The sequence below is a fragment of the Sphingobacterium spiritivorum genome, assembly GCF_016724845.1.
GTDB lineage: Bacteria > Bacteroidota > Bacteroidia > Sphingobacteriales > Sphingobacteriaceae > Sphingobacterium > Sphingobacterium spiritivorum_A.
The window spans coordinates 789,615-803,915 of the sequence record NZ_CP068082.1 but is presented as its reverse complement, the minus strand read 5'-3'; the positions used below and the strand labels follow the sequence as shown (position 1 = coordinate 803,915).

The window sequence follows — 14,301 nt, the reverse complement described above, 5'->3', positions numbered from 1 at the left end:
GTATTATTTACTGATTAATGAATGGATAAGCGTTACAGCCTCATTGATTTGCTGAATGCTATTTAAATAATTAAGCTGAATGTCTGCTGTTGTCTGCAAGGCAAATAGGTACTCCACATAAGAAATATCTCCGGTACTGTACCCCAGCTTTGCAGCATTGATAATCTCATCAGCATTGGGAAGTGCCTGCTCCTTGAAATAGGTAAACTGCGCTACATATTGTTCGTATTGTTTCAAGGCGTTTGCCAATTCCGTTTTAAGCTGTTGTTCCTGCCATTGCGCATTTAATTCCAATGATTGTTTCTTGTAATCAAGCGAGCGAATTTTTGCTTTGGTGGTTGTAAAAATGGGGATTGTAATACCTACATCAACAAAACTAAACCGCTGTCCTCTGCCATAAAATTGCTCTACACCATTTTTACTGTGCATTCCTATCAGCGATATGTTATTATAGCCGAACGTAAAATCAGGCAGGCTGTTTGCCCGTTCCAATTTCTTGTTCTGTTCGGCAATTTTCGCCTCTTGGTACAATAGCTGGATGCTCGGATGATTTGCAACAGCCGAACTGTCAATGAAAGAACTTAACAGCAATGGTGTATAATCCGGTTGAGGTTCTATTAAGAAATCTTCCTGTGTCTGCATCAGATTTTTAAGGCTTTGATAGGCGTTCTGCCTTAAAACCTCGTTCTGTTGATACAAAAGACTTATTTCCCCTTTCTTGGTAGTTGCAGTATTAACGTCTAATTTACCTATATCTCCCGTTTTATACCGGAGTTCCGCAACACGGATAAAGTCTACATAAATACTATCAAGATACTTTAAAACCGAAGCATTATGCTCCAAATATTCCAACTGATAATAATAGGTTCTTACCTGTTTTTTCAGTTCGTTTTCTGTCAGAGCCTTCGCCCACTGCTGACCTTTTACCTGCTCTTTGACAAGATTTTTCTTTGCCCCAAAGAGTGTCGGAAAGGGAATGGTCTGTGAAATTTGGAAACCGTCATTATATTCAAATCCCTCATTATTCCCGTATTGGAAGTTTACATCGGTCTTCGGTAGTTCATACGCCGTCTTGCTAAGGCTTTGGGCAGATTGAATATCCATATTTTTGGAACGTAGCTGAGGGTTGTTCTCCACAGCTACTTCAATAGCTCTATCTACACTCATCGGAGTTTGTGCCTTACCGTTTTGAGAAAAACCCAAGAACACAAACAGCAACAGCACGGGTGCTATGGCTTTCGTTTTACTATTTTTCGGAGGTTTTTGGTTTCTCATAAATACGAGGTACAGCAATGGCAGGACGAACAATGTCAGGGCAGTTGCCGAAATCAGTCCACCGATAACCACGGTTGCCAACGGTTTTTGTACTTCTGCACCTGCACTTGTACTCAACGCCATTGGTAAAAAACCTAAACTTGCCACAGATGCCGTCATCAATACAGGTCTAAGCCTTGTTTTAGCTCCCTCGATAATTCTCGGAATAATCTCATTCCAACCCTCTTTTTCCAGTCTATTGAACGTGGCAATCAGTACAATCCCATTCAGAACAGCAACACCAAACAGGGCGATAAATCCGACACCTGCTGATATGCTGAATGGCATATCCCGCAATAACAGGGCAAATACGCCTCCAATGGCACTCATCGGGATAGCTGTATATACCAAAACGGCTTCCTTAAACGAATGGAATGTGAAATACAACAGGATAAAAATCAAAAGCAATGCGATAGGTACAGCAATCAGCAATCTGTCGGTAGCTTTTTGGAGGTTCTCAAACTGACCACCATAAGTAAAATAATAACCTGTCGGTAGCTTAATCTGTTCAGCCAATTTATCCTGAATTTCATTGACAACGCTGGCTACATCCCGCCCCTGTACGTTGAAGCCGACATATATCCTGCGTTTACCGCCTTCACGGCTGATTTGTGCGGGCCCTAATTTGTAATCAATGTTTGCAACCTGTGAAAGCGGTATTTGGTCGCCGTTTGGTAGTGGGATAAACAGATTGCTCACATCCTCAATGGAACTGCGGTGGGCTTCATCAAGCCGTACCACCAAATCAAATCTTCGTTCGTTTTCATAAATCACACCTGCTGATTTACCTGCGAATGCCGTACTTACAATATCGTTTATTTCCTGTACATTCAAGCCGTAATTGGCTATTCGGGTACGGTCATATTCGATATTGATTTGGGGAAGACCTGCTACCCGTTCTACCTGCGGAGCAGTCGCACCTTCTACTGTTTGAATAATAGCATTCGCTTTATTGGCATAAACCAACAAACTGTCGAGGTCTTCTCCGAATATCTTAACGGCTACATCCTGCCTGATACCTGTCATCAGTTCATTAAACCGCATCTGTATCGGCTGATTGGCTTCAAAGAATACACCGGGAATAACTTCAAGTTTCTCCATCATTTCATTGGAAAGCTCGTCATAGGATTTTTTTGTTTTCCATTCGTCCTGTGGTTTCAGGATAATCATCAGGTCGGTAGCTTCCGGAGGCATCGGGTCTGTCGGTATTTCTCCTGCACCTGTCTTACCTACGACCATTTTTACTTCGTCGAACTCTTTGATTATCTTGGATGCCTGCATAGAGGTTTCCAGACTTTGGCTTAACGATGTTCCTTGCGGCAGGATACAATGGAAAGCAAAATCGCCCTCGCCCAATTTTGGTAGGAACTCTCCGCCCATTCGTGAAAAAAGGAATATGCTGATTGTAAAAAGACCAACGGCAACCGCTATCACAACATATTTTATCCGAATGGCTTTTTCTAACAAAGGCTTATAAATGCCTTGCAGATAATCCATCATTTTGTCTGAAAAATTCTTTTTGGTAATCGGCTTTTTCGACAAAAACAAAGCACTCATCATCGGGATATAGGTAAAGGATAAAATCAATGCTCCCAAAATGGCAAAACCTACGGTCTGTGCCATCGGTGTGAACATTTTACCCTCGATACCTACCAAAGTAAGGATAGGGATATAAACGATAAGGATAATGATTTCTCCAAATGCCGCACTTGTACGGATTTTTCTTGCCGAGTCAAAAACCTCGTCATCCATTTCGTTTTGGGTAAGCCTATGCGTGGTTTTCCGCAATCCCAAATGGTGCATTGTCGCTTCGACGACAATCAGGGAACCATCTATTACCAATCCGAAATCAATAGCCCCCATACTCATCAGGTTGGCACTTACACCAAACAGCCGCATCATTCCCAACGCAAAAAGCATAGATAGCGGTATGGCTGAGGCTACAATCAGTCCTGCTCTGAAATTCCCCAGGAATAGAATTAATACAAAAATAACAATCAGTGCGCCCTCAATGAGGTTCTTTTGAACCGTACTTATCGCTCTATCAACCAAATCCATTCTGTCTCCTATGTTTGTGTCAAGCAAATGTAGGAGACATTTTTTGTTTTATAGATTTGCTGTATTTAGTGAAAAGAGGGAGAGCCTAGGGCTGTCTTAGTAGCTTTTTTAGCATACTGATTTTTAGAGATGGCCTTCCTCTTTTTCGCTTCCTAAGACAGAACAGAATGTAAGGCGGAATTACAGTCCAGCTTGAATATCCATCAGGAGACAAGTCCAAGGGAAGTTTCACTATTGATTTTTCAGTTTCACATCAAAAAATTAACATGAAAACACTCAAGCAGGTCGTTGGCATTGACGTCGGTAGTAAGGAACTGGTCGTATGCTTTGGCAAGATCTTTTCCAATCTGGATAAAAAGCTGTGCCAATATGGTAATTTCCGAAACTCGGATAAAGGTTTGATAAAGCTTTACGAATGGGTACAGACCCATACCTGTGAGGATAGTCCTCTTCATTTTGTCATGGAGGCTACAGGCGTTTATCACGAAAAGCTAGCCTATTTTCTGGAAAGCAAGGGGTGCAATATCAGTATTGTCCTGCCAAACAAGATCAGCAACTATTTCCGTACCTTAGAGATCAAGACGATAACGGATAGTACCTGCTCGGAAGCTATCACCTTATTTGGCCTGGAGCGCAACCTGGAGTTGTGGCGCAAGCCAGACCCCACCTATAAGCGTTTGAAGCAGCTGACCCGGGAGAGAGACCAATTGGTACAGGAACGTACTGCTGTCAAGAACCAGCTACATGCAGAACAGGCAGAGGCAGAACCCAATGAAAACTCTATAGGACGGATAAAGGAACGCATAGCAGTACTGCAAAGACAGGAAAAGGAAATAATGACCGAGTTAAAGCTCATTGTTAAGGAGAGTTCCTTACTCAAAAAACAAACAGATAACCTGACCACAATCCCTGGAATTGGACTGCTGACAGCAGTAACAGTATTGGCAGAAACGAATGGATTTGAGATGATCCGAAATAAAAAGCAACTGGTAAGCTATGCCGGCCTGGACATAAAGGAAAAACAGTCCGGAACATCGATCCAGAGCAAACCTACCATATCCAAACGGGGCAACAGATACCTGAGAAAATCCCTTCATTTACCTGCATTGGCCGCCATAAGGCATGATGAACATTATTCTAATACATTTACAAGGCTTGTTTCAAGAAATGGCATCAAAATGAAAGCAGCAGTAGCTGTGCAAAGGAAACTTCTAGAGCTGATGTTTATAATTTATAAAAACGAACAGCGGTATGATCCACAATACCATCTCCAAAAGTATCAGAACGAAAAAGTAGATACAAATTAGGGCGGCCAAAAACGGCTACCCTAAACAGGCTGGCAATAGACCGCCTAAAACCCGAAATTACAAAAAAAAGATAAAATTGACTTGTATATTAACACAGAATCTAAAAATGGTTCTATGACCACGTCTTCGGGTAGAGATTGTTGGATAACCGGTATTTTTTCTTTGATACTTTTTACAACTTCAGAGGTGTTTTCTCCCTTCAACATCATTACAATCCCACCCACAGCATCTACTTCGCCATTATAGGTCAATGCTCCGTACCGGGTTGCGTGACCAAATTGTACTTCTGCCACATCTTTGATAAATACCGGAACGCTACCTGTATTTTTAACGACGATATTTCCTACATCTTCCAATGAAGTAACCAGACCAATCCCGCGAATAAAGTAAGCATTGGGCTTCTTATCGATATATGCACCTCCGGTATTTTGGTTGTTGTTTTCGAGGGCGGTAAAAATATCGGAAATACTAACGTCCATTGCCTTGATGCGGTTTGGGTCGATAGAAACTTCGTACTGTTTAAGCAAACCACCGAAACTATTGACTTCTGCAATTCCCGGAGTACCGTAAAGTTGTCTGGCAACAATCCAGTCCTGCATTGTCCGCAAATCCATTGCGGAATATTTGTCTTCACTGCCTTCTTTGGGATGAAGAATATATTGGTACACTTCGCCAAGACCTGTACTGACAGGAGCAAGTTCAGGTGTTCCAATCCCGTCAGGTATCTGGTCTTGTGCTTCTTTCAGCTGTTGGCTTACTAACTGTCGTGCAAAATAAATATCGACATTATCTTGAAAGACAACGGTTACAACAGATAATCCAAATCTTGAAACACTTCTTATCTCTTCTACTTTTGGAAGATTAACGATACTTTGCTCTACGGGAAATGTTACTAATTGTTCTACTTCTTGTCCTGCCAATGTAGGCGACAGGGTAATAATCTGAACCTGATTGTTTGTAATGTCAGGTTGGGCATCAATAGGGATTTTGGTGGCACTCCATACCCCCCAAATGATAAGTAACAAGGTCATCAATCCTATGATGAACTTATTCTTTATGGAGAATTTTATAATATTATCTAACACTTCTATTGTGATTAATGATGAATAATTAATGATAAATTGCAATGATTATGAATACGAGAAATACGAAGTATGACCCAAAACATTCAGCTTGTTGCTGTACGCAAAAAGCTATAATCATTAAAACATTAAAAATTATGCATTAATCTTTGGCGGTTGCCAAATTCCCCCCAGATAGTGGGATATAAAGGTACATTTATAATAAACTTTAGGCTTAGAAAGGTCAAAAGTCTTCGCCTTAACTAAGCTGTATACATTCCATTGAAGCACTATACCTGAAACTATTCCACAACAACCGCATAAACAAAATGGACTGCACATATCAGTTGTTTCCTGATGGTCGTGGCTTCCTTGATGGGTTAATTCTTCCGAATGGTTATGGTTTTGAAAGTTGTCCTTTTCATACATATCGGTACACGGCATTAAAAATACCGTCATCATATAAATTGCCAATATGGAGTAAAAGACTTTCATATTCTTTTGCAAAGTTAGTAAAAAAGTAATGCAATGGCATTGCATTGTTTATTGCAATCGTCTCTTTTTCTTCTTCATCCGTTTAGCAAATGTTTCTTCTTTATAATCCACGCCTTGTGCATCAGGTAAAAGGCTGAATAATCCTATATCGAAATTCTGAGAATGTTCCTGTGGGATAAACTCAAAAAGGTCTTTCGTTGGTTGGTTGTCTATTGTATTCGTTTTGGAAAGAGGGTTATCCTGTGTTTTCAGTTCGGGTTTGTTGCCGTTGTTCCACCAATCGTTAAAAACATTTGCAGACAGGTTTCTGTCTAACTGTGAACCATTCCATACACTACGGCTCTCGTGGTCAATGAAAGTTACTCCGTAAATCCGTCCGTTGTCGTTTCTGCGAACAATCGTATTAATACCGTGTTCGGTCAATTGTTTTCTAAATTCTATTTCGTTGCTTGTCGTGTGCATAGCCAATTCAACAGTATTCTTTAAAACTGACCTTACAGGATTGGTTTTCATTTTCTCTTTTGACTGTTCAAAATGCTTTTGTAGTTGTGCAACTCCTGCGTCTTTTCCGAAAAGCGATGCCTTAAACGGATTGCTTGCCTTGTTTCCGTTTTCGTCCACTGCCACATAGACCAATCCGTTTACCGGCTGACCGTTCCGCTCGCCTTTGACTTCTTCCGCTGTGATGTTGAACAGCGACAATAAAGCATTATAGCTTCCCATAGTCGGAAAGCTGTAATACTTCGGCAAATGCCGTACTACCGAAGCAATCTGACTTTTGATGTCGCCTTTGTGGTAATCCACAGGTTTGAAAACTTTGTTGGCTTGTTTCTGCTCCTGCTCGGTTGCTTTGTGCAGGTTGTATTTCGTTTCAAAATCCCGACAGATTGCCATTGAACGTGGGTGGTCGTAATCATCGGGGATTTTCTTACCGTCAATGCCTACACAGGTCGAAACGATATGGATATGCATTCGGTCAATGTCCGTATGTTTGAAAACAATATAAGGCTGATTTCCGTAGCCCATACGTTCCATATATTCCTGTGCCATTTCCGTAAACTGCTCATCGCTTACCTCGTCTTTCGGGTCTGGGTTCAATGAAATATGCCGTACCGTTTTTTCTGTTTTGATGTTTGCAGACAAATACGGCTCAAAACATTTATTGAAATACGCTACGGAATACCTGCCGTCCATTGTGTCGGGTATTTTGTTCAGCAACAAAACCGCTCCGTTTTCCCTGTCCACTTTCTGCTGATTGTACAAAATCGCTCCGTACATATTGCTTCCCTTTCCGATTTTTGCAATCATAATTTTACTCTTTATGTAGATATTGCTTTTCAAATCTGTCGGTAAGAATTAAAACCTTTAGCAACAGTTCTTTCATTTTTGCGGTCTGTTTTTCCAATTTATAGAGATATGCAGATGCTTTTTTCTCCGAAAAATTGGCGTTCAATAGCCTTACAATCTGATTGTAATTGGTTGCTATTCCTCGAAACTGACTGAAAAATTTGGTCAGTCCTGCGTGGTATTCTACCGCATTCATATCAATTTTTACGGTCTTTACGGTCTTTTGAAAGATGCAAGCCGTAATGAAATGTGCCTTTACACTTATCCCCGATTGGTCAAAGAGGGCAAGGAACTTGGCGTTTTCCTCTGCATTCAGGTTAATAGAATACCGATGTACGGCAGGGTCATTCTTCGGTTTTCTCCCTGTTTTCCTAATTTGTTTACTGTTCTTTTCTTCCATAATAAATCCATTTCTAATGTTAAACAAAACTGCGACTTCGGAGCGGTTTTCAGCTCCCTGCAAGGGCAAGTGCTTTTGAGTGCCGAAATTCATTTCGAGTACCTCAAAAGATAACTTGCTCTGAACAGGAGTTCAGAAAAATCCGTTTTGCAAACGGATTGGAGTTAGCCGAAAAAATCAACTGCCCCGATTACAAAGTTCGATAAGACTATTTGAAAAACAGCTATTTACCATAACGACAATGAACGCCAAATGCTACCTTTGAGTGCCATATCAACATAGACTGGGACTGCTTTTGCTTTCTTTGTATATGGTTAGCTGGCTGATTGTTTATATCCTTAACTATGTAACCAATCAGCATAAATCCTGACAGCAAATCTGCGTGATTGAATGCAGACGAATTACAGATTTTTGAGTTAATGAACTAACCAATTAGGGGTATGCAGGTGCTTAGGTAGATAGGTAGATAGATGCAACAGTATGTACAGCTGATTGCTTAGTTAACCAAACAGCTAATTGGATATAATATTAAAAACAAGAGATATGGTACACGAAGAAAACAAAAATCAGCAACCCGAAAAAGAAGATTTCTCTATTGAAAATTTCCTAACTGATGAAAAGAAACAACCTTTGATGAAACAACAAGGAATAACACATCGGGAAGACTTTGCAAAACCCGAAGTTGACGAGGAAGCTATTATGCGTGTAATGGCAGGAGAAGAACCCGAGGAAATAGCAACAGAAACGGAACATTCAAAGCCATTGGTCAACAATTCTAAAAAAGGCACTTCTAAAACCAAAAAACTGACCAAAGAGGATTACTGCGGACAGTTCTTTAAAATTCCGAACAGTACTGCAAGTAGGGGTAAATCAGTCTATGTACGGCAGGAACACCACGAAACATTTAACAGGCTTACCAACATTATAGGAATTGACAAACTGACGATTTATGCGTATCTGGACAACATTATCGAGTACCACTTTCAGGAGTTCGGAGAACTGATTAAGGAAATCTATAACGATAAGCACAAGCCATTGTTTTGATAACTGCCCATTGATAAGGATGCGTAATTCCCTCTCAAAAATTATTTTCAAAACAAAAAAACAGAAAAAAAAGAAAGCCATTTTAACAAGGCGGACAGGGGAAAAACCAAAAGGAAACGGAATAAGTCCCGAAGGGTGGCAGGGCAATCACACAACAACTCTGCGAAGCCACCTTTTGCCCTGCCATTATGCCGTAAGCTTTTGGTTGGGTGGTGCGGTGGCTGTCCGCTTTATCTTTGCGACCTTTTTATTCTTTTTTAATCCATTCCAATCAAAGAAAGGGTACAAAAAACACGTAAGGGGTAAGGATAGGATGTTTTTGGTATGCTTTCCTTTATCCGTAGAAAACTCTTTAAATCCGTGAGGGCTTTGCGAGGAAAAGTTAAAGTGTTTTAAGGATTACTTTCCATTCCTATTGTGCCAATATAAGCCAAATACTGCCACAAAAAGCCAAATGAAAATAATACATTCTCTTGTGTTCTATATTGGGAAAAATTTTGAACCTATGGCACAAAAAGTAAATACCAACAAAGAGCGTAAAGAAAACGAGCTATCCGAGAAAAAAAAGAATGCTCCTTTTATGCAGGTCGATAAGCATAGCGACCCGATTTCCAATTTTATTACCAACTTTAAACGTCAATTCAAAGATACAAAGGGTTTAGGTCTGGGCAGGTTGTTCGGTGGCAAGCGTGTTGAACAACAAAAACAGACTACCGAACCTGAAAGCGTAATAGGTGCAACAAAAACGGTTATGCGTTCGGATTTCAAAAACGATGGAAAAAGTCAGACTGTACAAACCAACAAAAAACCAGCTTTGAGAATGGACAATACAATCAAATCACAACAAACTCGTCCGAAAAATAATAAACCAAAATTGGGAATGTAATACCGTATTTGGCAACTGTACGCCAAACGCTACCTCTGACTGCAACATTGAGAAATCTTATATGAATTGCTTTTATTTTCGAGGTATAAATGACATGATATGGAAATAACGGTTTTGGACATTCAGATTTTAAAGGCATTGCATAGGGAAGTAAAGGAAGTTTCCAATTTGATAGCGGAAATGACTGCACCCTACAAAGCACTGCAACAGGCAACAAAATGGCTCGACCAACAGGAAGCCTGCCAACTGCTCAACATCAGTAAACGAACTTTGCAGACGTACAGGGCAAAAGGTATTCTTGGGGCAACGCAAATCAATCGGAAAACATATTTCAGATTATCCGAAGTGGAATTACTGCTGCAGGGAGAGCGACCATTAAAAAAGCAAAAGAAATGAAACAGATTGGAAATTCAAACGAAGATATGATTGCCTTGCTCGAAGCTGTAGTAGGCATCAAAAATGAACTGCTGTATATCAGGGAATATTTTCATCCACTCTTAAAAGGAGAAATCTACCTGTCAGGCGAACAGGTTTGCGAGATGTTACATATCAGCAAACGGACATTGCAACAGTACAGGGATGACGGACTGATACCTTTTATCAAGCTCGAACGAAAAATATTGTTTCGTGAAAGCGATATTATCAAGGTATTGGAAGACAACTATCAGCGTTAACCAACTATCTGAAACTGTAACCGGGAGGTCAATTAAAGAAACAGCCACTGCTTTAAGCGGCGGGCTGTTTCTTGCCTAATACCCTGTAGTTGTGGGTATTTTTTCAAAATAACGAATTGGATTTGCCATTCCTCTAATTTTAGGAACTTCTTTATTCATATATATATCAAGAATTTCTTTTGAAGTAACTTCTGAACCTTCAAATCCCCATCTTTTGACACCTCTATTTTCAATATCTTGAACCCATTTTTCAGGCTTAAATATCGCTCTTATTACACCTTTATATTCAGCTAAAACGAAATCTGAATTTTCTGCTCTGTCTTTGTCTAATACCCACCAACCTCTGGTTGCTTCATAAATATTTGGTCTGTCATAAATAGGGTTCTCACTTTTCTTTTTTCGTTTATTATCGTATGTTTTGTTTATATTGATTACTAAAACGTTATGTTTAATATCTTCTTTTTTCAATACTTCACAATTGTAAAGTATTTCACACTCATTAACAGTTTTAATCCCTTGATTAAATGAATAATGTCCTGCAACTATATTTGAAATTTTCGCAACCTCTATAAAATCCTTAAAAGTTAAAAAATCAATTAAAACAGCTTCAACTATTAGTGCTTCATTTTCTTCTAATCCGTGTCGCACTATAAAATGTTTTACTTTTAGATCTTCTTGTTTTATGGCTCTTATAATCTCTAATTTTTCAGTTCCGACTGGGTTGAATATCGCTTCATTAATATGTGAAAAAACACGATTTCCATACCCTTTTCCAACATAGAATATTTTATTATCTCTTGGGTCTATTAAAATATAAACATAAGATTTTAATTCTTCTTGTGTCTTTTGTGAAAATTGTTCAATCATAATTTGTTGTTTTATTGACTTCAAAAATACAAAAAGCCAATGCAAAAAACTGCATTGGCTTTCTTTAATCGCTTTACAGGTTTTAGAATTGAGCCACAAAAAACTGCTCCATACCTTTGAATTTATGTGATACTTTTTGCATATCCTTACCAACTTTCTCGTTAAGTATCTTGGCATAAATCTGTGTTGTGGCAATGTTTTTATGCCCTAACATTTTGCTCAAACTTTCGAGCGGAACGCCCTCACTCAAAAACAATGTGGCAAATGTATGACGTGCCAAATGAAAGGTTACTTTCTTTTCTTTCAGGCAGTCAATAAGTTGTGATATTCTCTTTAGGCTGTCATTACAGATTGTATTTGAAGGTACAGGAAATACCTTTCCGTCCTTTGCAAATCCTGCATACTTTTCGATAATCATTTTCGGTATATCCAAAAGCATCACGTTTGACGATGTAGCCGTTTTCTTTCTGCGTACGATAATCCATTGATTGTCATCAAAGAAATCCTGAATATTACTGTTTCTAAGCCCTTTCATATCCGAATAAGACAATCCTGTAAAGCAACTGAACACAAACAAATCTTTAACCAATTCGTCTTTCTTTTTCTCGCAGTTGAATGTTACAAGCTGTTCCAACTCGTTCCGTAGCAGATAACCTCTGTCTTTGTCCTTTTTAGTGTTCTTGTACTCGCTGAACGGATTGAAAGCAAGATGCTTTCTGCTCATTGCTAATCGACAAAGCGTGGTAAAGCCAATCATATACAGCCAAATGGTGTTGTGCGCCAAGCTTTGGGCGTCACGCAGGTAGTAATCAAATTCCTGTACAAAATCAGGAGTAAGGTCGTTAAAAGACACATCGGAATAACCATATTTTGTAAGTGCAAAATTTCGAAGATGTTTCAAAAGTATTTTGTATTTACTGCGTGTGCCATTTACCCGAAGTCCACTATTAACCTTTTTCTCATAGTCGGACAGGAACTGTTCATAGAATTTGAAAAAGGTTATTTCTCCACTTTCCATACCGAGAAAGGTGTTTTTAAGTTTAGCACTGTTTACAGCCCCCTCATTCTTCAGAATTTTGGAATAGCATTCCTCAATACCCGAACGAATTTTGTCAAGTTTCCTGTTTGTGTCTTGTGCTTCTCGGCTTTTACCTAAAACCCTACCGTACTTCAAATCCCAATTTGTTGCGGAAATATCCAGCTTTGTACTGAATGCAGACTGTTTGCCGTTTACGGTAATTCTGCACATAACCGTAACTTTTCCGTTTTTCTTTGGAGCGTTCTTTTTAAGATAGAACAATACCTTAAACGTTGATTTTTTTGTCGTTTCCATACTCACAATTCTTAATGATAAAATTAAACCTATGTGAGCTACTGAACAATATGAAAAACTATGCAGAAAGCTGAAATACAGTATTTTAAAACGATTGTTTCTAATATTTAAAAGTAACGTTTTAGTAACCTTACTTTTGCCAAACCTCGCTTTTTCCTGCTTTTTACCTCATTACCAAAAAATCACAAAACGGCTGTAAAGCCCTTATTTACAACCGTTTTGCCTGTTATTAATCTTTAATGTATTTTTACTGAAACTTTATTTTATAAAACACAGATGCCTCCTGAACTTGGTTCAGGAGGCATCTGTGTTTTCTTTTGAACAGTTCACTCCTTATTTCAATTCCTTCAGCCATTTCTGCTCCTCCGGAGTCAAATTCTTAGGTTCAGGTATATATTTCGGATCCGCTTCATACCAGTCTATATTACTGTAATAATCCCGTAAGTCTTTGGACTTAAAAACATATCCCCGTCTTGCAAACGGAAGATTACGTAATATTTTTTTGCTTGTTTCATCCTTTGCCTTTAGAATACGGTCCTGTGCATATACCGCAAAGGGAAGGACATCTGTTTTGGAATCAAAAGATTCTCCCGGAGGAAAGTAGTTTTCAGCAGAGAGATAAAGCTCACCAGCAGGAGCAAAATTAGTCTTATGAAAAACCAGTGTACCCTGACGGATAGTAAACCGGATCTGATCCGACTCATGTACAGAAGATGGAAGTGCTTCTACCTCTTTAGTTTTTCCCCAGCCTTTGACCTGCCAGTCTTCCTTTTTGTCAAAAAATGTCTTATGGATATTGAATTCCGTTACATCTCCCATATCTACAATCAGCGTGAAGTCGTCGATCTGCTTATTTGCCCATCGCTTGGCTGCTGTCAGCACATATTCCAGATAGTACTGATAATCTATAGAACCGGAAATGTCATAGGTGTAGGTATGCTGGATACTGTTTTTACCTTTTCTGAAGGGAGCATCAAAGTAGTACACATAGTTAAAGCCAACCTCATTAACATTATCAATCTCCTTCTTGATTTTATCCAACGGTTCGGATACAATTTTGCCGTTATTGACGTAGAGCGAGTCATATACGTAGGCAACTTTATACGGAAGATTCTGATTGTTCAGTTTGACTGTAAAATCTCTCATATAGGGATGGAAACCATATTTTGGCGTACCGTCTACATCTCCGGATGGAGACATCGCTTCAAATCCGACCGTAATTCTTTTATCCTGAACAGGATTTTCAAATTCATAATATACGGTGATATGTACCTGTCGGTCTCCTGCCTTCCTGATCGTCAGGATTTCCTTTCTGACACTGATGTCCGTTTCGTTGATCGGTACAAGTTGATTTCCTCTTGCAAAGAATGCCCCGTCATTAGCATGGCTGTAAGCTGTGAAGCACAGTAAAATCGATAATATCAATAGGAAATTTTTCATCAGTATAGCATATTTTACAATCATAAATATACACATCCCCTGCAATATATGAATTGCCGGATTATTTAATTTGGT

13 protein-coding genes are annotated in these 14,301 nt (G+C 39.2%); 5 read left to right on the top strand and 8 right to left on the bottom strand.

Annotated elements, in window-relative coordinates; genetic code table 11:
- Nucleotides 1–3: 3 nt before the first annotated feature.
- Nucleotides 4–3,372, bottom strand: a complete 3,369-nt coding sequence (locus I6J03_RS03265; protein WP_003010394.1) for a CusA/CzcA family heavy metal efflux RND transporter — start codon at nt 3,370–3,372, stop codon at nt 4–6.
- A gap of 266 nt (nt 3,373–3,638) precedes the next feature.
- Here I6J03_RS03265 and I6J03_RS03260 point away from each other — a divergent pair, with 266 nt between their 5' ends.
- A complete protein-coding gene (locus I6J03_RS03260) occupies nt 3,639–4,679 on the top strand; it encodes an IS110 family RNA-guided transposase (RefSeq protein ID WP_003010395.1) in 1,041 nt (346 codons plus the stop codon).
- Between the two features lie 44 nt (nt 4,680–4,723).
- Here the strand turns inward: I6J03_RS03260 and I6J03_RS03255 are convergent, their stop codons facing one another.
- The 4 genes from I6J03_RS03255 to mobA all read right to left on the bottom strand — a co-directional run bounded on the left by I6J03_RS03255 (nt 4,724) and on the right by mobA (nt 7,982).
- Entirely contained in the window at nt 4,724–5,710 is a 987-nt protein-coding gene (locus I6J03_RS03255) for an efflux RND transporter permease subunit (protein ID WP_317192131.1), read from the bottom strand.
- 186 nt (nt 5,711–5,896) lie between these two features.
- On the bottom strand, nt 5,897–6,184 hold the full coding sequence (locus I6J03_RS22865) for a hypothetical protein (RefSeq protein WP_317039282.1): 288 nt from the start codon (nt 6,182–6,184) through the stop codon (nt 5,897–5,899).
- 99 nt (nt 6,185–6,283) lie between these two features.
- Complete coding sequence (gene mobB / locus I6J03_RS03250; RefSeq protein ID WP_003010403.1) at nt 6,284–7,543, bottom strand: conjugal transfer protein MobB; 1,260 nt, start codon at nt 7,541–7,543, stop codon at nt 6,284–6,286.
- Nucleotides 7,544–7,547: 4 nt separating this feature from the next.
- Nucleotides 7,548–7,982: a conjugal transfer protein MobA gene (gene mobA / locus I6J03_RS03245; RefSeq protein WP_013597184.1), complete on the bottom strand. Its 435-nt coding sequence runs from the start codon at nt 7,980–7,982 to the stop codon at nt 7,548–7,550.
- Nucleotides 7,983–8,525: 543 nt separating this feature from the next.
- On the opposite strand from mobA, the gene I6J03_RS03240 reads away from it, so the two are divergent.
- The 4 genes from I6J03_RS03240 to I6J03_RS03225 all read left to right on the top strand — a co-directional run bounded on the left by I6J03_RS03240 (nt 8,526) and on the right by I6J03_RS03225 (nt 10,586).
- On the top strand, nt 8,526–9,026 hold the full coding sequence (locus I6J03_RS03240; RefSeq protein WP_003010407.1) for a DUF3408 domain-containing protein: 501 nt from the start codon (nt 8,526–8,528) through the stop codon (nt 9,024–9,026).
- A 505-nt stretch (nt 9,027–9,531) separates the two neighbouring features.
- Complete coding sequence (locus I6J03_RS03235) at nt 9,532–9,912, top strand: hypothetical protein (RefSeq protein WP_232279802.1); 381 nt, start codon at nt 9,532–9,534, stop codon at nt 9,910–9,912.
- 99 nt (nt 9,913–10,011) lie between these two features.
- Entirely contained in the window at nt 10,012–10,308 is a 297-nt protein-coding gene (locus tag I6J03_RS03230) for a helix-turn-helix domain-containing protein (protein ID WP_003010413.1), read from the top strand.
- Complete coding sequence (locus tag I6J03_RS03225; protein ID WP_003010415.1) at nt 10,305–10,586, top strand: helix-turn-helix domain-containing protein; 282 nt, start codon at nt 10,305–10,307, stop codon at nt 10,584–10,586. Before I6J03_RS03230 ends, I6J03_RS03225 begins: the two co-directional genes overlap by 4 nt.
- Nucleotides 10,587–10,661: 75 nt before the next feature.
- On the opposite strand, the gene I6J03_RS03220 is transcribed toward I6J03_RS03225, so the two are convergent.
- The 3 genes from I6J03_RS03220 to I6J03_RS03210 form a co-directional block, all read right to left on the bottom strand.
- The gene (locus tag I6J03_RS03220; RefSeq protein WP_013597186.1) at nt 10,662–11,453 is read right to left on the bottom strand and encodes an LEM-3-like GIY-YIG domain-containing protein; all 792 of its coding nucleotides are present in this window, start codon (nt 11,451–11,453) and stop codon (nt 10,662–10,664) included.
- Nucleotides 11,454–11,535: 82 nt separating this feature from the next.
- Nucleotides 11,536–12,786: a site-specific integrase gene (locus I6J03_RS03215; RefSeq protein WP_003010419.1), complete on the bottom strand. Its 1,251-nt coding sequence runs from the start codon at nt 12,784–12,786 to the stop codon at nt 11,536–11,538.
- Nucleotides 12,787–13,119: 333 nt separating this feature from the next.
- Entirely contained in the window at nt 13,120–14,226 is a 1,107-nt protein-coding gene (locus I6J03_RS03210; protein WP_201694142.1) for a YARHG domain-containing protein, read from the bottom strand.
- Nucleotides 14,227–14,301: the final 75 nt, after the last annotated feature.

What these genes read in the sequence shown, in the direction of transcription:
- mobB (WP_003010403.1), bottom strand. Translation starts at nt 7,543, where the DNA reads ATGATTGCAAAAATCGGAAAGGGAAGCAATATGTACGGAGCGATTTTG.
- I6J03_RS03265 (WP_003010394.1), bottom strand. Translation starts at nt 3,372, where the DNA reads ATGGATTTGGTTGATAGAGCGATAAGTACGGTTCAAAAGAACCTCATT.
- I6J03_RS03220 (WP_013597186.1), bottom strand. Translation starts at nt 11,453, where the DNA reads ATGATTGAACAATTTTCACAAAAGACACAAGAAGAATTAAAATCTTAT.
- I6J03_RS03210 (WP_201694142.1), bottom strand. Translation starts at nt 14,226, where the DNA reads ATGAAAAATTTCCTATTGATATTATCGATTTTACTGTGCTTCACAGCT.
- I6J03_RS03225 (WP_003010415.1), top strand. Translation starts at nt 10,305, where the DNA reads ATGAAACAGATTGGAAATTCAAACGAAGATATGATTGCCTTGCTCGAA.
- mobA (WP_013597184.1), bottom strand. Translation starts at nt 7,982, where the DNA reads ATGGAAGAAAAGAACAGTAAACAAATTAGGAAAACAGGGAGAAAACCG.
- I6J03_RS03230 (WP_003010413.1), top strand. Translation starts at nt 10,012, where the DNA reads ATGGAAATAACGGTTTTGGACATTCAGATTTTAAAGGCATTGCATAGG.
- I6J03_RS03215 (WP_003010419.1), bottom strand. Translation starts at nt 12,786, where the DNA reads ATGGAAACGACAAAAAAATCAACGTTTAAGGTATTGTTCTATCTTAAA.
- I6J03_RS22865 (WP_317039282.1), bottom strand. Translation starts at nt 6,184, where the DNA reads ATGCCGTGTACCGATATGTATGAAAAGGACAACTTTCAAAACCATAAC.
- I6J03_RS03240 (WP_003010407.1), top strand. Translation starts at nt 8,526, where the DNA reads ATGGTACACGAAGAAAACAAAAATCAGCAACCCGAAAAAGAAGATTTC.
- I6J03_RS03260 (WP_003010395.1), top strand. Translation starts at nt 3,639, where the DNA reads ATGAAAACACTCAAGCAGGTCGTTGGCATTGACGTCGGTAGTAAGGAA.
- I6J03_RS03235 (WP_232279802.1), top strand. Translation starts at nt 9,532, where the DNA reads ATGGCACAAAAAGTAAATACCAACAAAGAGCGTAAAGAAAACGAGCTA.
- I6J03_RS03255 (WP_317192131.1), bottom strand. Translation starts at nt 5,710, where the DNA reads ATGACCTTGTTACTTATCATTTGGGGGGTATGGAGTGCCACCAAAATC.